This window comes from Micromonospora sp. NPDC003197 (assembly GCF_053590565.1).
Map to the genome: position 1 here is coordinate 95,231 of NZ_JBSFTE010000014.1, position 21,546 is coordinate 116,776.

A 21,546-nucleotide genomic window follows, 5' to 3' on the forward strand; every position below is an offset into this window, starting at 1 on the left:
GACGGCAGCAGCGAGTCGGGCGACGGCAGCAGTGCGGCGGGCGACGACGGGAGCGAGTCGATCGACGCCCCGGCACCTGTTTCCGGAGCATCATCGGTCCAGGACCACTTCCGGCGGTTCCAACTGGGTGGCCTCGGTCGGTAGCGACCGGCGGCGGATGCTGCGCCACAGGGCCGTACCGACGGTCACCAGCAGGAACAGCACGATCGCCAGGACGACGATGGTGGCTCCGGGAGCGGTGTCCAGGCTGCCGGCGAGGGTCACCCCGGAACCGGCGGCCAGCAGACCCAGCGCCATCGCCAGCGCCATGGTGGTACGGAATCCCCGGGTGACCTGCTGTGCGGTGGCGACCGGCACCACCATCAGTGCGCTGATCAGCAACAGCCCGACGGCGCGCATGGCGATGGTCACGGTCACCGCGGTGGTGATCGCCAGCAGCAGGTTCAGTGCCCGTACCGGCAGGCCGGAGACCCGGGCGTACTCCTCGTCGTGGCAGATCGCGAAGAGCGCCGGGCGCAGCAGGATCATGGCGATCAGCACCACCACGCCGAGCACCGCGATGGTCACCAGGTCGGTCTGGGAGGTGGTGGTCAACGCCCCGAACAGGTACGACAGCAGCGCTGCGTTGCTGCGGTTGTCGGAGAGCCCGACCAACATCACGCCACCGGCGATACCGCCGTAGAAGAGCAACGCCAGCGCCATGTCCCCGGAGGTGCGTCCGCGTTCCCGAATCAACTCGATCACCACCGCGCCGACTGCCGCAGCGATCACCGCGGTGATCACTGGCGACTGGTGGAGCAGCAGCCCGACGCCGACACCGGTCAGCGCCACGTGCCCGATGCCGTCGCCGATCAGCGACATCCGGCGCTGCACCAGGTAGATGCCGAGGGCCGGGGCGGCCAGGCCGATGATCAGCGCACCGACCAGCGCACGGATCATGAACTCGTACTGGAAGAGGCCCATCGTCAGCTCCACATCCCGGTCGGCTCGTCCGGTCCGTGCGGATGGACGTGGTCATGGTCGGGGTCCGCGTGATGGCCGGCCGGCTCCGGTACCGGTCCGTCGTGCGCGATCCGCCCCTCGTGTACGACCAGCGCCCGGCTGATCAACGGTGCCAGCGGGCCGAGTTCGTGGGCGACCAGCAGTACCGTGCCGCCCCGGGCGATGAACCCGCGCAGCGCCTCGGCGAACGCCGCCTGGCTGGCCACGTCCACCCCGGCGGTGGGCTCGTCGAGGACCAGTAGGTCGGGCTCACCGGCCAGGGCCCGGGCGATCAGGGTGCGTTGCTGCTGGCCGCCGGAGAGGGTGGCCACCGAGTCACCGGCCCGGTCGGCGAGCCCGACGGCGTGTAGCGCGTCGGCCACTGCCTTGCGGTCGGCGGCTCCGGCCGGGCGCAGTACGCCCCGACGGGCGAGCCGGCCGGCGGCGACCACTTCGGCGACGGTGGCTGGTACACCACTGCCCGCCCCGATGCGCTGCGGGACGTAGCCGATCCGCCACCACTTGCGGAACCGGCGTTGTGGCGTGCCGAAGAGCTCGATCGACCCGCTGGTGAGCGGGACGAGGCCGAGGATGGTACGGATGAGCGTCGACTTGCCCGACCCGTTCGCCCCGAGTACGGCGACCACCTCACCGGCGGTCAACGTGAACGAGACGTCCCGCAGCACCGGGCGGTTGTCGTAGGCGACCTGGGCATGGGTCACCGTCACGACGGGCTGGTCGGTGCTGCCCTGCTCCCTCTTCCCGATCATGAGCAGCCCAGCGCCTTCCGTAGCGCGACGAGGTTGGCCCGCATCGCGGTGAAGTAGTCCTCGCCGGCCTCGACACCCTCGATGGGGTTGAGTACGGCTGTGCTCGCCCCGACCTCCCGGGCGATGGTGTCGGCGACCTTCGAACTGACCTGGGTCTCGAAGAAGATGGTGGTGGCACCGTGCTGCCGGGCCTCGGTGGCGACCTCGGCCAGCCGTTTGGGTGAAGGCTCGTCCTCGGGCGTCAGCCCGGAGACCCCGATCTGCTCCAGGTCGTACCGCTGGGCGAGGTAGCCGAACGCGGTGTGGCTGACCACGATCTCCCGGCGCTGGCAGGTCTTCAGCCCTTCGGCGTACTCCTTGTCCAGGGCCGCGAGGTCGGCCCGCAGCGCCTTGGCCCGCGCGGTGTAGTCGGCGGCGTGGTCCGGCGCGATCTTGCCCAGCCGCTCGGCGAGCCGGTCACCGATGGTGGCCAGCCGTTCGGGGTCGAGCCAGACGTGCGGGTCCTTCTCGCCGGCCTCCTCCCCGTGGCCGTGTTCCTCGCCCTCCTCGTGGGTGTGCCCGGCGTCGCTGGCACCGAGCAGCGGCTGCACGGTGGCCACGTCGAACGCCCGGTCGCCCGCCTCCTGTGCGATCGCCTCGTCGACGGCTGGCTGGAACCCCTTGAGATAGACGATCAGTTCCGCGTCGACCACCTGGCCGACCTGTCGCGGGTTGAGTTCCAGGTCGTGTGGCTCGGCACCCGGTTTGGCCAGGCTGGTCACCTGGACGGCGTCCCCGCCGATCCGCTCGGTGACGAACTGCAACGGGTAGAAGCCGGCGACCACGTCGACGCGGTTCGGGTCCTGGCCGGTGGAGTCGGTGGAGCAGGCGGTCGCGCCGCCGAGGGCGAGCAGCGCCGCCGCGACCGCCACCCCGCGCCAGCGGGACGGGCTGGCCACGGGGACGCGCCGCCGAGTGGACCAGCCAGGTGCAGCTCGGAGTACGGGTCGGGTTCGGGCAGCGGGGTGGATCTCCATGTGCTCAACTCTCCGCGCCAATGATAATGATTGTCAAAAACGCATGCTTGCATGCAAGGAAGGGCCCCTTCTTATCGCTTTTTGTATAAGAAGGGGCCCTTCCTAACCGCAGGCCCCGGCTAGAGGATCTTGACGAGGGCGGCTGCCACCAGCAGCGTCAGCGCCAGCAGTCGTACCGCGCGAGTCGCTGGCAGCTGCACCGGCCAGGTTTTGACCATGAGTAGGGCCAGTCCCGCCGCCAGAGCCAGTAACAGAGCGCCGCCGATGATCCCCGGCGCGAAGAAGGCCACCAACACCAGTGTCAGCGTGGCGAGGAACACGACGGTCGGATTCAGCCGGGCGAGCCGGGCCAGGAAGGCGCTCTGCGTACGCTGCATCTCACGACTTTACGAGGAGGATGCGGGTGCTTGTCACGAATCGGTTCGTGGTCGAAGAGGGTGTCGCAGCGGACTTCACCGAGCGAGCGCACATGGCGTTGGCCGCCCTCGCGGCCCGGCCCGGCTACCGGCGCGGACAACTACTGCGCGCCCTCGACGATCCCCGACACTGGGTCCTGGTCACCGAATGGGAGTCCGTGGGCACCTACCGCCGGGCACTGGGCGCCTTCGATGTCAAGATCCATTCCATTCCACTGCTCGCCGAGTCCCTCGACGAGCCATCCGCGTACGAGTCGCTGGCCAGCGCCGACCCGAACGGCGAAGTGCAGGTTGCCGCCAGTGATCGGGCCACGGAGCCGGGGCGGTGAGCGGACCGGCTGACGGTGCCGTGACTCGTCCCGATCATCGGGCCGTCGAAGCACTACCCTTGCCCTCATGACCGTTTCCGGACCGACCGGCCCGCCGTGGTCGTACCCGGTGTCTCCCGGACCTGGCGACGCGCCTGGCAGTCCGACGGCGTCGGGACTCCCAGTGCCCGGCAGTCCGACGGCGTCCGGCCTTCCAACGTCCGGCAGTCCGACGGCGTCCGGCCTTCCGGCGATGCCCGGCCCCTCGGTGCCGGGCGGCCCGCCACCACCGCCGCCCGGTCCTGGTGTCGCGCCCCCGTTCGCGGCACCTCCCACCGAGGGGCGCAGCCGCCGACGCTGGATCGGTCTGGGGGTGGGGGCCCTCGCCCTGGTGCTCTGCTGCGGCGGTGGGGTGGTCGCCGTGGTCGGGCTCGCCGTCTCCGGGACCCAGGCCATCGACGAACAGGCCCGTACGGTCGCCGGGGACTACTTCGAGGCGTTGAAGAACCGGCGGTACGGCCGGGCGTACGACCTGCTCTGCGATGAGGACCAACGGCGCGAGTCGTCCCGCGACTTCCAACAGCGGGTGTCGGCCGAGCCGGAGATAGCCGGATACCAGGTCCACCAGAGCATGGTCACCAACGAGATCGTCGTCCCTGTGGACGTCACCTACCGCAGCGGTGGCCAGGACAACCTGCGGGTCACCCTCGCTCAGGACAGCAAGACCGGCACCTTCGAGGTGTGCGGGATCAGCTGACGGTACGACGTGGCTGGGCGGCTGACGGTACGCGGCTGGGCTGGGGCAGCTGGGCAGGGTCAGCTGACGGCACCGGGGTTGGGCAGGGGTAATCTCCTGGGCCTGGGCCGTGGGTGGCCGTACCGTTGACCTCCCACGGTGGTTCCTGAGCCGCACATCGAATCACATATCGGATCACGTCCGCGCCGACCGCCAGCCGGCGCAGGAGGAGAGTTCATGCCAGCCGACCGTATCGACGCCGTCGTCAGCCTCGCCAAGCGCCGCGGCTTCGTCTTTCCGTCCAGCGAGATCTACGGGGGCACCCGGTCGGCGTGGGACTACGGTCCGCTCGGCGTCGAGCTGAAGGAGAACGTCCGCCGCCAGTGGTGGAAGACCATGGTCCAGCAGCGCGACGACGTCGTCGGCCTGGACTCCGCGGTCATCCTGGCCCGGGACGTGTGGGCCGCCTCGGGGCACCTCGACGCGTTCGTCGACCCGCTGACCGAGTGCCAGTCCTGCCACAAGCGCTACCGGGCCGACCACCTGGAGGAGGCGTTCGAGGCCAAGCACGGTCGGCTCCCGGCCAGCCTGGCGGAGATCAACTGCGCCAACTGTGGCGCGAAGGGCTCCTTCACCGAGCCGAAGATGTTCAACGGCCTGATGAAGACCTACCTCGGCCCGGTGGAGAGCGAGGAAGGGCTGCACTACCTGCGCCCGGAGACCGCCCAGGGCATCTTCGTCAACTACAACAACGTCGCCACCGCCGCCCGGAAGAAGCCCCCGTTCGGCATCGCCCAGACCGGCAAGTCGTTCCGCAACGAGATCACCCCGGGCAACTTCATCTTCCGTACGCGGGAGTTCGAGCAGATGGAGATGGAGTTCTTCGTCGAGCCCGGTTCCGACGAGCAGTGGCACGAATACTGGCTCCAGGAGCGGTGGAACTGGTACCTCGACCTGGGTCTCAGCGAGTCGAACCTGCGGTTCTACGAGCACCCGAAGGAGAAGCTGTCCCACTACTCGAAGCGCACGGTCGACATCGAATACAAGTTCATGTTCGGTGGGACCGAGTTCTCCGAGTTGGAGGGTATCGCCAACCGTACCGACTTCGATCTGTCCACGCACAGTAAGCACTCCGGCGTCGACCTGTCCTTCTTCGACCAGGAGAAGGGCGAGCGGTGGGTGCCGTACGTGATCGAGCCGGCGGCTGGTCTGACCCGCGCCGTGCTCGCCTTCATGCTGGAGGCGTACGACGAGGACGAGGCGCCCAACACCAAGGGGGGGGTCGACAAGCGTACGGTGATGCGCTTCGACCCGCGGTTGGCCCCGGTCAAGGTGGCGGTGCTGCCGTTGTCGCGTAACGAGGCACTCTCGCCGAAGGCGAAGGACCTGGCGGCCCGGTTGCGTCGACGCTGGGTGGTCGAGTTCGACGATTCGCAGGCGATCGGCCGCCGCTACCGTCGCCAGGACGAGATCGGTACGCCGTTCTGCGTGACGGTCGACTTCGACACCCTCGACGACAACGCGGTGACCGTGCGGGACCGGGACACGATGACCCAGGAACGGATTCCGCTGGACCGGGTGGAGAACTACCTGATCGAGCGGCTCCCCGGCTGCTGAGATGTTAGGAAGGGCCCCTTCTTATCGCTTTCTGCATAGGAAGGGGCCCTTCCTAACACTTGGCACTGGGCGCCGAGCCCTCGGCGGGACTGGTACGCGTCCTCCACCGTGCGGCGTACCCGGTCCGGCTCGCGCCGGATCTGCGCCGGCGTGAAGTGCAGGATCAGTACGCCGAACCGGCTGAGTTCGTTGTGCCGGTCCAGCGTGCGTTGCCACCCGGTCGGTGTGAAGTGGTATTCCTGCGAGTCGACTTCCAGCGCGATCGCGGCATCGGCGAGATAGCCGTCCGGGGTGGGCAGCCGGGTGCCGTCTGGCCCGTACAGCTGGGGGTTCCACAGGATCGCGGGCAGCGACCGACTAACGGACAGACAGTCGCGTAGGTCGGCCTCTGGCGATGAGCGGACGCCGTCGACGACCTCGCTCACCGCCCGTCGGACCAGGGAGGTACGGCTTCGTCGGGCGCGGATCACCTCCTGATCGAGGGCGTGCAGGCTCGTGAAGTCGCGTTGGATGGCTTCCGCCACGACCGCGCGGATCGTACGCAGGTCACGCAGCTCCCGCCCGGCGTCGACCACGGCGCGCGCAGGCGAGCAAACCGGGTAGAGGCCGGCATCACGAGCATGCTCGTCCAGGCTGAGTGCCCGGGACACCACGGCATGACCGGCGGAGCGGCGGCGGGCCCAATGCGGGACGATCAACTGCACCAGATCGGTCCTGGGCGCGTAACGGAAGCCGTACCAGTTGAGCGCCGCCAGGCCGCTGATCTGCGCGCCCCGGCCGGCGTAGAGCGCCGCGGCGATTCGTCGCTGCTCGTCGGTGAGTGTGCCGGTGACGAGGGCGTACGTCGCGGGCAGGATCCGCTGCCAACGGCCGCCTCTCGTCTGCCGATAGATGTGCATGTCGTCGATGCCAGCGGTGATCAGTTGAGCGCGGGTCACGATCTGGTGCTGTCGGATCGCGATCGCCTCGATGGTCGTACCGCCCTCGTCAGGGGTGGTTGGGGTGGTCATGCGTGCAGCATGGGCGACTGATTGCCGCCCGTGTCGGTCGCCTGCGCCCGAGCTGTGGATAACTTCGTGGCCTGTGCACAACGCCGCACGGTGGCAGGAAGTGTGCTATGGCCGGGGTGTTAGGAAGGGGCCCTTCCTATACAAAAAGCGATAAGAAGGGGCCCTTCCTTTCACCGGGGCGGGGCGTGGAATCCTCGAAGGGTGACCACGACTGCGCTGCCGCCCGCCGTACGCCCGCTGACCCTCGGGCGGCACCAAGTGTGGCCGCCGGTGGTGCTCGCCCCGATGGCCGGGATCACGAATGTCGCGTTCCGCCAGCTGTGTCGGGAACAGGGGGGCGGGCTCTACGTCTGCGAGATGATCACGACTCGGGCGCTGGTCGAGCGTAATCCCAAGACCCTCCGCATGATCGCCTTCGGTGCGGACGAGTATCCCCGCAGTCTTCAGCTTTACGGCACCGACCCGGAGATCACGGCGGCTGCGGTGCGGATGGTGGTCGAAGAGGATCTTGCCGACCACATCGACCTCAACTTCGGTTGCCCGGTCCCCAAGGTCACCCGCAAGGGTGGCGGGTCGGCCCTGCCCTGGCGACGTCGGCTTTTCGCCCGGCTCGTCCGGGCTGCGGTGGCGGCGGCAGCCCCGGCCGGGGTGCCGGTCACGGTCAAGATGCGCAAGGGCATCGACGACGACCATCTGACGTACGTCGAGGCCGGGCTGGCCGCCCAGGACGCCGGGGTGGCGGCGGTGGCGCTACACGGGCGTACGGCCGCACAGCGCTATTCGGGTACCGCCGACTGGGATGCGATCGCCACCCTGAAACAGGCGCTGGACGTGCCGGTGCTGGGTAACGGCGACATCTGGGAGGCCGACGATGCGCTGCGGATGGTGGCGCACACCGGGGTGGATGGGGTGGTCGTGGGGCGGGGCTGTCTGGGCCGCCCCTGGCTCTTCACCGATCTGGCGGCGGCCTTCGAGGGGCGTGCGGAGCGGCGCCTGCCGCGCCTCGGCGAGGTGGCCGCCACCATGCGCCGACACGCCGAACTGCTTACGGAAGCTTTTGGCGCTGAGCGGGACGGCTGTACGGACTTCCGTAAGCATGTCGCCTGGTATCTGAAGGGGTTTCCGGTAGGTAGCGAGCTGCGCCGGGCCTTGGCCATGGTGGAGAGCCTCGCGGAGTTGGACGACCTGTTGGGCAAGTTGGATCCGGCCGAGCCGTTTCCGATCAGCACCCTCGGCCAGCCCCGGGGTCGGACGAACTCGCCGGGGAAGGTGTTCCTGCCGGATGGGTGGCTGGCCGACCGCGACAGTGACGATGTCCCGGCTGGCGCGGAACTGGACGATTCGGGCGGCTGAGTCGCCGGAGCCGCTGCGGTCAAAAGCCGGGCGACGTGCGCGAACCTGCGCGTGGAAGCGATCCCAAAAGCCGCCACGAACGGGGGACCCTGCACTGACTGTGCCTATTGTCACCGAACCTTGTCGAAGGCTGGTAAGGAACCCAACGCCGGGGTACGAAGAGACCACTTTAACCCTCGTTCAGTGTCGGATCGGCGCGGGAGGCTTTCGGTGGCATCGCAGGAGACGGCGGGACACAAGTATGTGTACGACTTCGCCGAGGGCAACAAGGAACTCAAGGATCTGCTCGGAGGTAAAGGCGCCAACCTGGCGGAGATGACCAACCTTGGTCTGCCCGTACCGCCCGGATTCACCATCACCACCGAGGCGTGCCAGGCGTACCTGGCGACCGGTGCGGAACCGGCCGGGCTGGCCGAGCAGATCGCCAGCCACCTTGCCGCCCTGGAAGCGGGGATGGGCAAGCGGCTGGGCGACCCGCACGATCCACTGCTGGTTTCGGTCCGTTCCGGGGCCAAGTTCTCCATGCCCGGCATGATGGAGACCGTTCTCAATGTGGGCCTCAACGACGAGAGCGTGCACGGCTTGGCCCGACAGGCCAGCGGCACCAACTCCGCAGCCGGTGCCGACGCCGCAGGCAGCAACGCCGGTGCCGACTCCGCAGCCGGGGCGGAACGCTTCGCCTGGGACTCCTACCGTCGACTCATCCAGATGTTCGGCAAGACGGTCTGCAACGTGCCGGGGGAGGAGTTCGAGCACGCGCTCGATGCGGCCAAGCAGGCCAAGGGCGCCACCAACGACCTGGACCTCGACGGGACCGACCTGCGGGCGCTGGTCGAGGCGTACAAGAAGATCTTTGCAAAGCACACCGGGCGGGACTTCCCCCAGGAGCCCCGGGAGCAGCTCGACCTGGCGATCCGTGCGGTCTTCGAGTCGTGGAACGCCGAGCGCGCCGTACTCTACCGCCGTCAGGAGCGGATCCCCGCCGACCTCGGCACCGCGGTCAACGTCGTCGCCATGGTCTTCGGCAACCTCGGCCCGGACTCCGGCACCGGAGTCGCCTTCACCCGGGATCCGGCCAGCGGGGCGCAGGGCATCTACGGCGACTACCTGGCCAACGCCCAGGGCGAGGACGTGGTGGCCGGCATCCGTAACACCGTCCCGCTACAGGAGCTGGAAAGGCTCGACAAGCGGTCGTACGACGAACTGCTCGGGATCATGGCCCGGCTGGAGGAGCACTACCGTGACCTGTGCGACATCGAGTTCACCATCGAGCGCGGCAAGTTGTGGATGCTGCAGACCCGGGTCGGTAAGCGCACCGCCGCCGCCGCGTTCGTCATCGCCGGTCAGCTCGTCGACGAGGGCCTGATCGATCTCGACGAGGCGCTGCACCGGGTCAACGGGGCGCAGCTCGCCCAGCTGATGTTCCCCCGGTTCAAGCTGGACCACGAGTTCCAGCCGGTGGCCAAGGGCATCGGCGCGTCCCCCGGCGCGGCGTTCGGCAAGGTGGTCTTCACCTCCGCCCGCGCGGTCGAACTGGCCGCCGAAGGTGCGCAGGTGATCCTGGTCCGCCGGGAGACCAACCCGGACGACCTCAACGGCATGATCGCCGCGCAGGGCATCCTCACCTCCCGGGGCGGGAAGACCAGCCACGCCGCCGTGGTGGCCCGGGGCATGGGTAAGACCTGTGTCTCCGGTGCCGACGAACTGGACATCGACGTCCCGGGCCGGAAGTTCACCGTGGCGGGACAGACCGTCCGGGAGGGTGACGTCGTCTCCATCGACGGCACCACCGGCAAGGTCTATCTCGGTGAGGTGCCGGTGATGCCCTCGGAGGTGGTCCAGTACTTCGAGGGCAACCTCGACCCAGCCGAGACCGACGACGTGCTGGTCAAGGCGGTACACCGGATCATGGGCCATGCCGACGCCAAGCGGCGACTGGCGGTTCGTACGAACGCCGACACCGGTACGGACGCCGCCCGCGCCCGCCGGTTCGGCGCTGAGGGCATCGGTCTGTGCCGTACCGAGCACATGTTCCTGGGCGACCGGCGGGAGTTGGTGGAGCGGCTGATCCTGGCCCGGACCGAGGAGGAGCGGGAGACGGCGCTGGCCGCGCTGCTGCCGCTGCAACGGGCCGACTTCGTGGAGATCTTCCGGGAGATGGACGGCCTGCCGGTCACGGTACGGCTGATCGACCCGCCGCTGCACGAGTTCCTGCCCCCGTTGGAGCAACTCGCGGTGAACGTGGCGGTGGCCCAGGAGCGGGGCGAGGACGTGGCCAAGGAGGAGGCGCTGCTCGCCGCCGTCCGCCGCATGCACGAGCAGAACCCGATGCTGGGCCTGCGGGGCGTACGCCTCGGCCTGGTCATTCCCGGCCTCTTCGGTATGCAGGTACGGGCGATCGTGGAGGCTGCGGTGGAGTGCGCCCAGCAGGGCGGTACGCCCAAACCGGAGATCATGGTGCCGTTGGTCGGCGCGGTGCAGGAGCTGGAAACCGTACGCGCCGAAGCCGAGAAGATCATCGCGGAGGTGACCCGGGACTGCGGCGTCGAGGTGCTGATCGGCACGATGATCGAGGTGCCCCGGGCGGCGCTGACCGCCGGGCAGATCGCCGAAGCGGCACAGTTCTTCTCGTTCGGCACCAACGACCTGACCCAGATGGGCTGGGGCTTCTCCCGGGACGACGTGGAGGGTGCCTTCTTCTGGCGCTACCTGGAACTGGGCATCTTCGGCATCTCGCCGTTCGAGTCGATCGACCGGGACGGGGTCGGCCGGCTGGTCCGGATCGCGGCCGAGGAGGGCCGGGCCGCCCGGCCGGAACTGAAGCTCGGTGTCTGCGGTGAGCACGGCGGTGACCCGGAGTCGGTGCACTTCTTCCACGAAGTCGGACTCGACTATGTTTCCTGCTCGCCGTTCCGGGTGCCGGTGGCCCGGCTGGAGGCGGGCCGGGCCGCGATCGAATCCGCTGGTTCGGACAGCCGCTGAGCAGCCCACCGGCCGGTTCGGGGATTATCCGAGCCGGCCGGTTCGGGGAGTCTTGAGCGGCCGGCTCGGGGCGCCCCTGGGCGGCCGGGTTGGGCAGTTGTTGAGCGGGTCACTGGGCGGTTTGTGGGGCAGCCGGACTGGAAATGCCTGGTAGGCCGGGTCGACATGGTTCGACCCGGCCGTCGGGTCACCCGACGACGAACCGCGGCGTAACCTATGCGTCATTCGAATTCGTCGTCCCCCCTCGATGGAGGTATCGGATGGGCAGCTTGTGGGAGAGTCTGGTTGTCGACGCCCAGGATCCCGCGCGGCTGGCGCGCTGGTGGGCTGAGGCGCTCGACTACCAGGTCACCTACGAGACGCCCGACGAGGTGACGATTTGCCGCTCCACCGACGGGACGCCCGGCCTGACCTTCGTCCGGGTCGCCGAGGCCAAGGGAAGCGCGAAGAACCGGCTGCACATCGACCTGCGTCCGATCGACCAGGAGGCCGAGATCGAACGGCTGGTCAACATGGGCGCTCGGCATGTCGACATTGGACAGTCCGAGGACGACCCGTGGACGGTGCTCGCCGACCCGGAGGGCAACGAGTTCTGCGTGTTGCGGCAGCGCGGATAGGCGGTTGGTGAGGTGACCAGCGAGCGTGACGCGCAGCGCCGGGTCACCGAAGCACCGAAGGACACCGGGCACGGGCGCGGCCCGTACCAGCGGGACCGGGCCCGGGTGCTGCACTCGGCGGGCTTCCGCCGGCTGGCCACCAAGACCCAGGTGCACACCGCCGGCACCGACGACTTTCTGCGTACCCGGCTGACCCATTCCCTGGAGGTTGCCCAGATCGCCCGGGAGATGGGCGGCCGGCTCGGCTGCGATCCGGACGTGGTCGATGTCGCCGGACTCGCCCACGATCTCGGGCATCCACCGTTCGGGCACAACGGCGAGGAGGCGTTGGACGCCGTGGCGCAGTCCTGCGGCGGCTTCGAGGGCAACGCACAGACGCTGCGCGTACTGACCCGGCTGGAAGCCAAGGTGCTCGCCCCGGACGGTACGTCAGCCGGCCTCAACCTGACCCGGGCCTCGCTCGACGCCACCTGCAAGTATCCGTGGCCGCGCGAGCCCGGCCGGCGCAAGTTCGGGGTGTACGCCGACGACGCCGAGGTCTTTGCCTGGCTGCGGCAGGGTGCGCCGGACCGGGCTCGCTGCCTGGAGGCGCAGGTGATGGACTGGGCCGACGACGTTGCCTATTCGGTGCACGACGTGGAGGACGGCGTGCACGGTGGCTACGTCGACCTTCGCTCGCTGATGATGGACGCGGACGAGCGGGCTGCACTCTGTGCCGACGTGGCGGCGGTCTATTCTCCCGAGTCCGCCACCGATCTGGCCGAGGTGCTGACCGATCTGCTCGACGATCCAGCGTTGGCCCCGCTGACCTGCTACGACGGCAGCCATCGGGCGCAGGTGGCGTTGAAACGTACGACGAGCGTCCTAACCGGACGGTTCGTCGCGACGGTGGTGACCGCGACCCAGGAGCGTTTTGGCGCTGATCCGGTCCGCCGGTACGCCGCTGACCTGATGGTGCCCCGGCGAATCCGGGCGCAGTGCGCCCTGCTCAAGGGGATCGCGTTGCGCTACGTCATGCGCCGGACCGGGGCAGAGCGGCGGTACGAACAGCAGCGGGAACTGCTCACCGAGCTGGTGCATGCGCTTCTGGCTGGTGCCCCGGCCACCCTCGATCCGGTCTTCGCGGCACTGTGGCGGGCTGCCGGGGACGACGCCGCACGGCTGCGCGTGGTGGTCGACCAGGTGGCGTCGTTGACCGACCCAGCCGCCGTGTCCTGGCATCGGCGACTGGCTGGCTGATCCCGCACCGATGACCGGTCGGACAACACCGAACCGGCGGCCATCCCGTGGAGGATGACCGCCGGCTCAGCGTGTGCGGTGGATCAGTGTGTGTTCAGGGTGGGGTCAGGAGACGGTGAGGTCGGTGTCATCGACGACGAAGGAGGTCTGTAGGGAGATGTCCTCGGTGGCGGTGAACCGGAGGGTGATGGTCTGGCCGGCGTAGCTGTTGAGGGAGAAGGTCTTCTGGCTGTAGCCGGTGGCCTTGTTGAGGTTGGAGTAGGTGGCCAGGGTGCCCAGGACGGTGCCGGCCGAGTTGAGGACCTGGACTCGGAGGTTGTCGTAGGCGACGCTGCTGGTGGTTTCGGCGGTGTCGATGTGCAGCCAGAAGGTCAGGTTGTAGTTGGTGCAGCCGGCGGGCAGGGTGACGCTCTGGGAGAGGGTTTCGGTGGTGGTGCGTCCGTTGCCGCCGAGCCAGGCGACGCGGGTGCCGCCGTGGGCGGGTTGCTGGGTGAAGGAGCCGATGGCGGCGGTGGTGCCGGTCCAGGGGGTGGTGCCGGTCTCGAAGCCGGGGTTACCAAGCTTCTGGCCGGGGCTGGAGCAGGTGCCACCGGAGCCGTTGACGGTGAGGGTGTAGGTGGAGGTGCGGTTCCCCGCCGTACCGGCGCCGGTGACGGTGACGGTGTAGGTGCCGGCGGGGGTGCTGGCGCTGGTGCCGATGGTGAGGGTGGCGGAGGCGCCGGAGGTCACCGAGCTGGGGGTGAAGGTGGCGGTGGCACCGGTGGGCAGGCCGCTGGCGGTGAAGGTGACGGTCTGGGCGGTGCCGCTGGTGGTGGCGGTGGCGACGGTGGTGGAGACGGAGCTACCCGGGTTGACCGCGCCGGAGGTCGGCGACAGCGACACGGAGAAGTCGTCGCCCACCGAGCAGGGCGAGTCGTTGCCCGCCACGTTGACCGCCGTCCAGGCCGCCTGCACCGCCTTGTACTCGGTGCCGCAGGTGCCGTACAGGTCGGTCGCGGCCCGCAGCGTGTACGCCCGGGCGGTGTTGGCCGGGTTGCTGGTGTTGACGTACGACGTGTTGGAGGTGAAGTAGACGTCCAGCGCGCGGAACCAGATCTTCTCCGCCTTGCTCCGGCCGATGCCGGTGACGCTCGGTGCCGAGCCGCAGATCGGCGAGGTGCCCCACTGGGTGCTGCCGGTGCCCTCGGCCAGGTTGAAGAAGAAGTGGTTGGCGACACCCGAGGAGTAGTGCACGTCCACGTTCTTGGTGCTGGTCGACCAGCAGCCGTGTGAGCTGCCGTCCAGGGTCGGGTCGTGCATGTAGCGAAGCGGCGCGCCGGTGCCCCGGATGTCGATCTTCTCGCCGATCAGGTAGTCACCGGCGTCGGCGGTGTTGTTGGCGTAGAACTCGACCATGGAGCCGAAGATGTCGCTGGTCGCCTCGTTGAGGCCACCCGACTCGCCGGAGTAGGTCAGCCCACCCGAGACCACGTTCTCCGTCACGCCGTGGCTCATCTCGTGGCCGGCCACGTCGATGGCGACCAACGGCTTGGCGTTGCCTGAGCCGTCGCCGTACGTCATCCGGGAGCCGTCCCAGAAGGCGTTGACGTAGTTGTTGCCGTAGTGCACCCGGCTCGGCACGCCCTGGCCGTTGCCGAAGATGCCGTTACGGGCGTGCACGTTCTTGAAGTAGTCGTAGGTGACCGCCGCGCCGTAGTGTGCGTCGGCCGCCGCCGACTGCCGGTTGGAGTTGTTCCCCGTACCCCAGATGTTGTCGGCGTCGGTGAACGTGGTGCACGTCGAGGTGCCGTTGTTCATGTCGCAGGTGGAGCCGTTGCCGCGCAGCGGGTCGATCATCTGGTAGGTCGAGCCGGACTGCGTGGTGTCGACGGTGACCGTGCCGGAGTAGATGCTGTTTCCGGTGCCGGCGACGGCGTGGATCTCGTCGAAGGAGCCGAGGTACGCGCCGGTGGTCGCGTCGGTGATGACGTGCAGCTTGGACGGGGTCTGACCGTCCGGGGCCCAGCCTTCGACGACCGTTTCCCAGGCCAGACGGCCGTGTCCGGAGCTGGCGTCGACGATCAGCTCGGCCTCACCGACCGACGTGATCTTGCCGGAGAACTTCGCCTTGGCGGTCTTCGCCGCGTCGGCCTTGCCCACCTTGGCGGTGGTGCCCAGCGTCAGCGGGGCGGCCAGGCTGACCGAGGCCCCGGAGTAGGTGCCATTGGCGGCGGTGTGTACGACGAAGTCGCCGCCGTAGACCCGTAGCCCCTGGTAGGTGCGGTTGTAGCGGACGTGTGCCGTGCCGTTCGGATCGACCTTGGAGCTGTACGCCGTGTACGACTCGCCAGCGGCGGCCTGGATGGCGCCCGGGTTCGTCCGGAGCACCTCGTTGGCTCGCCCGACAGGGGTTGGGTCCGCTGCCGGCGCTGGTGGCGCCGCCTGTGCGGTCGATGTGATGCAGGCCAGCAGGCCGCTGGTGAGCAGCATGGCGCTGGCGGCAGCGAAGGATCTCTTCACTCGTTCCTCCCGAGAGATAGTCAGCCATGTAGATATAGCGATCTCGTGCGGGAAAGGGAAGAGGTGAATTCCATTCGGATGCGCCGGCAGACGGGGGCAATGGGTGATGTGGTCAGCTTCTCTGTTTTGTCCAACACTGCGGCATATGCGTTGTTACGCTGACCTCGCTGGACGCGTGCCGCCAACTGTGGAGCAGCATCGCCAACGCTCGCCCTTGGCGTGGAAACGGCCCTACGCGTCGATGATCGCGTGAAAGGGATGGACCGTGCATCTTACCCCGAAAGAGTTTGACAAGCTGACCATTCTTTCGATGGCGCAGATCGCTAACGCGCGCCGAGACAAGGGGATAAAGCTGAACCATCCGGAGTCGGTGGCGATCATTTCCGCTGCTGCCCTGGAGGGGGCGCGCGAGGGGAAGACCGTCGAAGAGGTGATGCACGACGCGGCGCATGTACTGACCAAGGCGGACGTGATGGAGGGCGTCGCGGAAATGCTGCCCATGGTCCAGGTCGAGGCGGTATTCACCGATGGCAGCCGCCTGGTGACCATCCATTCGCCGGTTCAGTGAGCCGGTTAGCCAGCCCTCGGTTGCTGTGGCACCGCCGGCCCCGGCGGTGGCCAGGACGCGGACCCACGAATGCGAGGACGAAATGACGGAGCCCAAGCGGCATCCTGGACCCAATCACAAGCATCTGCGGCCGATTGGCGGATACGTCCTGTCCGACCAGCCGGTGGAGTTGAACGCGGGACGGCCCACCCAGCAGATCGAGGTCCACAACACCGGTGACCGGCCGATCCAGGTCGGCTCCCACTACCACTTCTACGAGACCAACCGGAATCTCGAATTCGACCGGGAGGCCACCTTCGGTTGGCGGTTGGACATTCCCGCGACAACGTCGATCCGATTCGAACCAGGTGACAAGAAGACCGTACAACTCGTGCCGTTCGGTGGTCGGCAACGGGTGTACGGATTCAACGGTCTGGTCAATGGCTGGACCGGCCCGGGGCCAATTCCGGGATATCAGCCGGACCGATCGGAGGCGATGCACCAGGCCGAACTCCGAGGCTTCAAGTCGAGCTCCGGCAAGTCGGGCGGCGGCAAATCGGGCGGCGGCCAAGGTGGCGGTCAAAGCGGCAGTCAAAGCGGTGCCCAAGGTGGCGGCCAAGGGAACGGCAAGGGCAAAGGCAAGAACCAGTAGGCGGTCCGGTGACGGGGTCGGCCGAGGCAGCCCCAGGAGAGAGAGTCCACGATGAGCCAGATCTCCCGGCAGGAATATGCCGGAATGTACGGCCCGACCACCGGCGACAAGATCCGGCTGGCCGACACCGAGCTCTACATCGAAATCGAAAAGGACCTCCGGGTCCTCGGTGACGAGGTCATGTACGGCGGTGGCAAGACGCTCCGGGACGGCATGGGGGTCGACAACCAGACCAAGAACTCGGGGGGCGTGCTCGACCTCGTCATCACCAACGTGACCGTCCTCGACGCGACGATCGGCGTGGTCAAGGCTGACGTCGGGGTCAAGGACGGCAAGATCGTCGGCATCGGCAAGGCCGGTAACCCGAACACCATGGACGGGGTCACGCCGGGACTGGTGACCGGTGTGGGCACCGACGCGATCTCCGGTGAGCACCTCATCCTGACCGCGGCCGGTATCGACCCGCACGTGCACATGGTCTGCCCGCAGCAGGCGTACGCGGCGCTCAGCAACGGCGTGACCACCCTGTGGGGCGGTGGCACCGGACCGAGCGACAGCTCGAACGGCGTGACCATCACCCCGGGCCCATGGAACATCCACGCGTTGATGCGCGGTCTCGAAGGGCTGCCGATCAACGTCGGCATCCTGGCCAAGGGCAACAGCTCCGGCTGGGGTCCGCTGATGGAACAGCTGGAGGCGGGCGCGGCCAGCTTCAAGGTGCACGAGGACTGGGGATCACCGCCGGAGGCGATCCGGGCCGCGCTCACCGTGGCGGAGATGTACGACGTACAGGTCAGCATCCACACCGACACGCTCAACGAGAGCGGCTACATCGAGGACAGCATCGCCGCCTTCGAGGGGCGAACCATCCACACCTTCCACACCGAGGGCGCCGGTGGCGGTCACGCCCCCGACATCATCAAGGTCGCCGGCCAGCCCAACGTCCTGCCCAGCTCCACCACGCCCACCGTGCCGTACGGCATCAACAGCCAGGCCGAGCTGTACGACATGATCATGGTCTGCCACAACTTCAACCCGAAGGTCCCCTCCGACGTGGCATTCGTCGAGAGTCGGATCCGGCCGGAGACCATCGCCGCTGAGGACGTACTGCTGGACGAGGGCATCATCTCGATGATGTCCAGCGACTCCCAGGCCATGGGCCGGGTGGGGGAGACCTGGCTGCGGACCATCCAACTCGCCGGCCAGATGAAGCGGGTCCGAGGCAAGCTGGCCGAGGACTCGCCGGACAACGACAACTTCCGGGTGCTGCGCTACGTCGCCAAGATGACCATCAACCCGGCCATCACCCAGGGCATCTCGCACGTACTCGGGTCGATCGCCCCGGGCAAGATGGCCGACCTGGTGCTGTGGGAGCCGCCCTTCTTCGGGGTCAAGCCCAAGATGGTCATCAAGAACGGCCAGATTCTCTGGTCCATCATGGGCGACCCGAACGCGTCCCTGCCCACCCCGCAGCCGGTCTACTACCGGCCCATGTACGGAGCGCTCGGTTCGGCGCTCACCCAGAACTGCATCACCTTCGTCTCCCAGGCCGGCTACGAGAACGGAATCGCCGAGAAGCTCGGCCTGCAACGCCAGATCATCCCGGTGTACGGCACCCGGGGACTGACCAAGCGGGACATGATTCGCAACGACAAGCTGCCGAAGCTGGAGGTCGACCCGGAGACCTTCGCGGTCAAGGTCGACGGCAAGCACGCCACCGTGCCACCGGCCCAGAACCTGCCGATGAGCCAGCTCTACTTCTTCAGCTGACCGGCGGGACTGACCAGCGAGCGACCCCAGGATGGCCAGCGAACGACCCAAGGATGACCGGCCAACTACCCAGGATGGCCAGCGAACGACCCAAGGAGAGAACGACATGCTCGTGGAATCGGTGGTCGGTAACGCCGGCGAACCCGACTGGGAGGTGCGGCTCAAGGCCGCCCAGGTGGACAACCTCGTGCTCGACCAGTGGGAGGCGCAGAAGAACCGTCTGCGCAAACTGACCCGGGACGGCACCGAGGTGGCGATCTCCCTGGGGCGGGGCACCCGCCTACGGGACGGGGACATCCTCGTCTGGGACGAGCCCACCACCACCGCCATCGTCGCCCGGATCGAACTCGGCGAGGTGATGGTCGTCGACCTGGGCGGACTCGACGGGCAACCCACCGAGTTGGCGATCCGCTCGGCGGTGGAACTCGGCCACGCCATCGGCAACCAGCACTGGCCCGCGGTGGTCAAGGGCGGCAGCATGTACGTCCCGCTGACCGTCGACCGCAAGGTGATGGACTCGGTGATGCGTACCCACGCCTTCGTCGGGATCACGCACGAGTTCGTACCCGGCACCGAGGTGATCGCCTACCTCGCGCCGCACGAGGCCCGCCGCCTCTTCGGGGGTGCCGACGCCACCCCGCACAGCCACCTGCCGCCCGCCAGCGCCAACTGATCAGGAGCCGAGCCGTGCGCACGATGTCGACGACCCTGCGGATCCTCCAGTTCGGCGACTCGATGTTCCCGGTCGGTGCCTTCGCCTTCTCCAACGGGCTGGAGATGGCGATCCAGCACGGTGTCGTACGGGACCGGGCGAGCCTGCACGAGTTCGTCCGGACCACCACCCGCCAGGCGGCCAGCGGCGACGGGATCGCCCTGCTCACCGGGCACCGGTCCGCGGTCGCCGGCGACCTGGACGGGATCCGCCGGGCCGACGAGGCGGTCCACCTGCGCAAGCTCAACGAGGAGACCCGGACGATGACCATACGGATGGGGCGCAAGCTCGCCGAGGCGGCCACCCACATCGTCGGCGACTCCCTGTTGGAGAAGCGGTTCCGGGACACCGCCTCGGACCACGTGCCGGTCACCTATCCGGTGGCGCTCGGCGTGCTCTTCGCCACCCTCGGCCTGCCCGAGGAGGACGCCTTCGCCGCCCACCAGTACGGCGCGGCGGTGATGGTGCTCAGCGCCGCCATCCGCCTGATGCGGGTCGACCACCTCGACACCCAGGCGATCCTGTTCGCCGTCAACGACACGGCCGCCGAGGAGTACCGACGGGTGGCCGGGGCGGACCTGTCGGAGATGGCCACCTTCGCGCCGGTGGTCGACGTACTGGCGGCGGCACACGTACACGCGCACGTCCGGATGTTCATGAACTGAGAACGTAAGTCGGGGGAGAGCTATGAAGACAGTGAGTCGGATCGGCGTCGGGGGCCCGGTCGGCAGCGGCAAGACCGCGATCATCGAGGCGATGGTGCCCCGGCTGGTCGAGAACGGGCTGCGGGTGCTGGTGGTCACCAACGACGTGGTCACCACCGAGGACGCCCAGCACGTACGCCGGGCGTTGACCGGGGTGCTGGTCGAGGAGCGGATCGTCGGGGTCGAGACGGGTGCCTGCCCGCACACCGCCGTACGCGAGGACCCGAGCATGAACCTGGCCGCCGTGGAGGACATGGAGGCCCGGTTCCCGGACAGCGACCTGGTCCTCATCGAGAGCGGCGGCGACAACCTGACGCTGACCTTCAGCCCGGCCCTGGTCGACTACTTCATCTACGTGATCGACGTGGCGGCCGGTGACAAGATTCCCCGCAAGAACGGCCCGGGGATCTCGAAGTCGGACATCCTGGTGATCAACAAGACCGACCTCGCCCCGTACGTCGACGCGGACCTGTCCGTGATGGCGCGCGACGCTGAGCTGATGCGCCAGGGCAAGCCGTTCGTCTTCACCAACTGCAAGACCGGCGAGGGGATCGACGAACTCATCGCCCTGGTCCGGCGCAACGCGTTGTTCGACGTGGAAATCCCAGCCGACGTGGAAATCCCAGCCGATGTGGAAGTCCCAGTCGGCGTGGAAATCCCGGCATGATCACGCTCGATCCCGACCTGCCCGTCCTGGACGTCGCACCGGAACTGGCGCCGTACCACGACGAGCCGGCCCAGCTGCCCAGCGGCGCCCCCGGCAAGGTGGGGGTGCTGCGGATGCGGTTCGAGGAGCGGGACGACCGGACGGTGCTCGCCGACCTCTACCGGCAGGCGCCACTGCTGGTGCAGCGGGCGCTCTACTGGGACGAGGCAATGCCGGAGATGGCCTGCGTCTTCATGCTCACCACCTCCGGCGGGGTGCTCCAGGGCGACCGGTTCCGGATCGACCTCGCGTTGGGCGAGGGGGCGCGGGTCCACCTGACCAGCCAGTCCGCCATGAAGATCCAGGAGATGGACGCCAACTACGCGTCCCAGATCCAGGACATCACCCTCGCCGACGGCGCCTACCTGGAGTACCTGCCGGAACAGACCATCCCCTACCGGCACAGCCGGTTCATCACGTACACCCGGATCCGGCTGCCGGAGACGGCGACCATGCTCTACGCGGAGATCCTCGCCCCCGGCCGCAAATACCACCGGGACGGAGAGATCTTCCAGTACGACGTCTTCTCCTCCACCCTGCGGGCGGCCCGACCGGAGGGCCCGGACCTGTTCGTCGAGAAGTTCCTGATCGAACCGGAGCAGTTCGGGGTGGACCGGGTGGGCGTGATGGACCAGTTCCACGTCTTCGCCAACGTCGTGCTGTTGACCGATCCGGACTGCGCCAACCGGGTCTACGACCAGACGCTGCCGGTGTGGGCGGAAGACGTACCGCTGGTGGCCGGGGTGAGCCGGCTGCCCAACGACGCCGGGCTGATCTACAAGGTGCTCGGTACGGAGACCGAACCGGTCCGGGCACAGGTACGCGAGTTCTGCGCGCTGGCCCGCCAGGAAGCGGTGGGGCGGCCCTTCGCTCCCGCCTTCAGTTGGCGCTGACCGGTCAGCACCGGGAAG

Annotated in this window: 20 protein-coding genes; 14 read left to right on the forward strand and 6 right to left on the reverse strand. The window is 68.2% G+C overall.

All coding sequences use genetic code 11. From position 1 onward, the window contains the following. Nucleotides 1-90 precede the first annotated feature (90 nt). The 4 genes from ACWDV4_RS17625 to ACWDV4_RS17640 form a co-directional block, all read right to left on the reverse strand. The gene (locus ACWDV4_RS17625) at nt 91-963 is read right to left on the reverse strand and encodes a metal ABC transporter permease (RefSeq protein ID WP_449979867.1); all 873 of its coding nucleotides are present in this window, start codon (nt 961-963) and stop codon (nt 91-93) included. A 2-nt stretch (nt 964-965) separates the two neighbouring features. Beyond that, complete coding sequence (locus ACWDV4_RS17630) at nt 966-1,751, reverse strand: metal ABC transporter ATP-binding protein (protein WP_449979870.1); 786 nt, start codon at nt 1,749-1,751, stop codon at nt 966-968. Further along, on the reverse strand, nt 1,748-2,767 hold the full coding sequence (locus ACWDV4_RS17635) for a metal ABC transporter substrate-binding protein (protein WP_449979872.1): 1,020 nt from the start codon (nt 2,765-2,767) through the stop codon (nt 1,748-1,750). Before ACWDV4_RS17635 ends, ACWDV4_RS17630 begins: the two co-directional genes overlap by 4 nt. Nucleotides 2,768-2,886: 119 nt before the next feature. After that, a complete protein-coding gene (locus tag ACWDV4_RS17640) occupies nt 2,887-3,144 on the reverse strand; it encodes a hypothetical protein (protein WP_449979874.1) in 258 nt (85 codons plus the stop codon). Between the two features lie 26 nt (nt 3,145-3,170). Between ACWDV4_RS17640 and ACWDV4_RS17645 the strand changes: the two genes are divergently transcribed. From ACWDV4_RS17645 to ACWDV4_RS17655, 3 genes are all read left to right on the forward strand, one after another. Next, nucleotides 3,171-3,512 carry an antibiotic biosynthesis monooxygenase family protein gene (locus tag ACWDV4_RS17645; protein ID WP_449979877.1) on the forward strand — a complete coding sequence of 114 codons (342 nt, stop codon included), beginning with the start codon at nt 3,171-3,173 and terminating at the stop codon, nt 3,510-3,512. A gap of 232 nt (nt 3,513-3,744) precedes the next feature. Continuing rightward, nucleotides 3,745-4,248: an Rv0361 family membrane protein gene (locus tag ACWDV4_RS17650; protein ID WP_449979879.1), complete on the forward strand. Its 504-nt coding sequence runs from the start codon at nt 3,745-3,747 to the stop codon at nt 4,246-4,248. A gap of 216 nt (nt 4,249-4,464) precedes the next feature. Continuing rightward, nucleotides 4,465-5,844, forward strand: coding sequence for a glycine--tRNA ligase (locus ACWDV4_RS17655; RefSeq protein ID WP_449979882.1), 1,380 nt, complete (start codon nt 4,465-4,467; stop codon nt 5,842-5,844). Here ACWDV4_RS17655 and ACWDV4_RS17660 read toward each other — a convergent pair. Beyond that, a complete protein-coding gene (locus ACWDV4_RS17660) occupies nt 5,814-6,854 on the reverse strand; it encodes a type IV toxin-antitoxin system AbiEi family antitoxin domain-containing protein (protein WP_449979885.1) in 1,041 nt (346 codons plus the stop codon). The two genes, ACWDV4_RS17655 and ACWDV4_RS17660, sit on opposite strands and share 31 nt — an antisense overlap. A gap of 201 nt (nt 6,855-7,055) precedes the next feature. Here ACWDV4_RS17660 and dusB point away from each other — a divergent pair, with 201 nt between their 5' ends. From dusB to ACWDV4_RS17680, 4 genes are all read left to right on the forward strand, one after another. Next, nucleotides 7,056-8,207, forward strand: coding sequence for a tRNA dihydrouridine synthase DusB (dusB, locus tag ACWDV4_RS17665; protein ID WP_449979887.1), 1,152 nt, complete (start codon nt 7,056-7,058; stop codon nt 8,205-8,207). A 210-nt stretch (nt 8,208-8,417) separates the two neighbouring features. Then, nucleotides 8,418-11,189 carry a pyruvate, phosphate dikinase gene (gene ppdK / locus ACWDV4_RS17670; RefSeq protein ID WP_449979890.1) on the forward strand — a complete coding sequence of 924 codons (2,772 nt, stop codon included), beginning with the start codon at nt 8,418-8,420 and terminating at the stop codon, nt 11,187-11,189. A gap of 260 nt (nt 11,190-11,449) precedes the next feature. Continuing rightward, nucleotides 11,450-11,806: a VOC family protein gene (locus ACWDV4_RS17675; protein WP_449979893.1), complete on the forward strand. Its 357-nt coding sequence runs from the start codon at nt 11,450-11,452 to the stop codon at nt 11,804-11,806. Between the two features lie 12 nt (nt 11,807-11,818). After that, nucleotides 11,819-13,045, forward strand: a complete 1,227-nt coding sequence (locus ACWDV4_RS17680; protein WP_449979896.1) for a deoxyguanosinetriphosphate triphosphohydrolase — start codon at nt 11,819-11,821, stop codon at nt 13,043-13,045. Between the two features lie 105 nt (nt 13,046-13,150). On the opposite strand, the gene ACWDV4_RS17685 is transcribed toward ACWDV4_RS17680, so the two are convergent. Beyond that, nucleotides 13,151-15,544, reverse strand: coding sequence for a M4 family metallopeptidase (locus ACWDV4_RS17685; protein ID WP_449979899.1), 2,394 nt, complete (start codon nt 15,542-15,544; stop codon nt 13,151-13,153). A 265-nt stretch (nt 15,545-15,809) separates the two neighbouring features. On the opposite strand from ACWDV4_RS17685, the gene ACWDV4_RS17690 reads away from it, so the two are divergent. The 7 genes from ACWDV4_RS17690 (at nt 15,810) to ACWDV4_RS17720 (ending at nt 21,528) form a co-directional block, all read left to right on the forward strand. Beyond that, entirely contained in the window at nt 15,810-16,112 is a 303-nt protein-coding gene (locus tag ACWDV4_RS17690) for an urease subunit gamma (protein WP_449979901.1), read from the forward strand. Between the two features lie 82 nt (nt 16,113-16,194). After that, a complete protein-coding gene (locus ACWDV4_RS17695; RefSeq protein WP_449979904.1) occupies nt 16,195-16,743 on the forward strand; it encodes an urease subunit beta in 549 nt (182 codons plus the stop codon). Between the two features lie 51 nt (nt 16,744-16,794). After that, nucleotides 16,795-18,513 (forward strand): urease subunit alpha, encoded by a 1,719-nt coding sequence (locus ACWDV4_RS17700; RefSeq protein WP_449979907.1) that lies wholly within the window; start codon nt 16,795-16,797, stop codon nt 18,511-18,513. Between the two features lie 106 nt (nt 18,514-18,619). Further along, nucleotides 18,620-19,186, forward strand: a complete 567-nt coding sequence (gene ureE, locus ACWDV4_RS17705; RefSeq protein ID WP_449979909.1) for an urease accessory protein UreE — start codon at nt 18,620-18,622, stop codon at nt 19,184-19,186. A 23-nt stretch (nt 19,187-19,209) separates the two neighbouring features. Next, nucleotides 19,210-19,890, forward strand: a complete 681-nt coding sequence (locus ACWDV4_RS17710) for an urease accessory protein UreF (protein ID WP_449980079.1) — start codon at nt 19,210-19,212, stop codon at nt 19,888-19,890. A 22-nt stretch (nt 19,891-19,912) separates the two neighbouring features. Beyond that, the gene (gene ureG, locus ACWDV4_RS17715; RefSeq protein WP_449979910.1) at nt 19,913-20,596 is read left to right on the forward strand and encodes an urease accessory protein UreG; all 684 of its coding nucleotides are present in this window, start codon (nt 19,913-19,915) and stop codon (nt 20,594-20,596) included. Then, entirely contained in the window at nt 20,593-21,528 is a 936-nt protein-coding gene (locus tag ACWDV4_RS17720) for an urease accessory protein UreD (RefSeq protein WP_449979913.1), read from the forward strand. Before ureG ends, ACWDV4_RS17720 begins: the two co-directional genes overlap by 4 nt. Nucleotides 21,529-21,546: the final 18 nt, after the last annotated feature.

Bases quoted from the DNA above. Each gene is read 5' to 3' on its own strand.
- ureE (WP_449979909.1), top strand. From the start codon at position 18,620: ATGCTCGTGGAATCGGTGGTCGGTAACGCCGGCGAACCCGACTGGGAG.
- ACWDV4_RS17635 (WP_449979872.1), bottom strand. From the start codon at position 2,767: ATGGAGATCCACCCCGCTGCCCGAACCCGACCCGTACTCCGAGCTGCA.
- ACWDV4_RS17700 (WP_449979907.1), top strand. From the start codon at position 16,795: ATGAGCCAGATCTCCCGGCAGGAATATGCCGGAATGTACGGCCCGACC.
- ACWDV4_RS17630 (WP_449979870.1), bottom strand. From the start codon at position 1,751: ATGATCGGGAAGAGGGAGCAGGGCAGCACCGACCAGCCCGTCGTGACG.
- ACWDV4_RS17695 (WP_449979904.1), top strand. From the start codon at position 16,195: ATGACGGAGCCCAAGCGGCATCCTGGACCCAATCACAAGCATCTGCGG.
- ACWDV4_RS17660 (WP_449979885.1), bottom strand. From the start codon at position 6,854: ATGACCACCCCAACCACCCCTGACGAGGGCGGTACGACCATCGAGGCG.
- ACWDV4_RS17655 (WP_449979882.1), top strand. From the start codon at position 4,465: ATGCCAGCCGACCGTATCGACGCCGTCGTCAGCCTCGCCAAGCGCCGC.
- ureG (WP_449979910.1), top strand. From the start codon at position 19,913: ATGAAGACAGTGAGTCGGATCGGCGTCGGGGGCCCGGTCGGCAGCGGC.
- ACWDV4_RS17640 (WP_449979874.1), bottom strand. From the start codon at position 3,144: ATGCAGCGTACGCAGAGCGCCTTCCTGGCCCGGCTCGCCCGGCTGAAT.
- ACWDV4_RS17720 (WP_449979913.1), top strand. From the start codon at position 20,593: ATGATCACGCTCGATCCCGACCTGCCCGTCCTGGACGTCGCACCGGAA.
- ACWDV4_RS17650 (WP_449979879.1), top strand. From the start codon at position 3,745: ATGCCCGGCCCCTCGGTGCCGGGCGGCCCGCCACCACCGCCGCCCGGT.
- ACWDV4_RS17675 (WP_449979893.1), top strand. From the start codon at position 11,450: ATGGGCAGCTTGTGGGAGAGTCTGGTTGTCGACGCCCAGGATCCCGCG.
- ACWDV4_RS17710 (WP_449980079.1), top strand. From the start codon at position 19,210: ATGTCGACGACCCTGCGGATCCTCCAGTTCGGCGACTCGATGTTCCCG.
- ACWDV4_RS17625 (WP_449979867.1), bottom strand. From the start codon at position 963: ATGGGCCTCTTCCAGTACGAGTTCATGATCCGTGCGCTGGTCGGTGCG.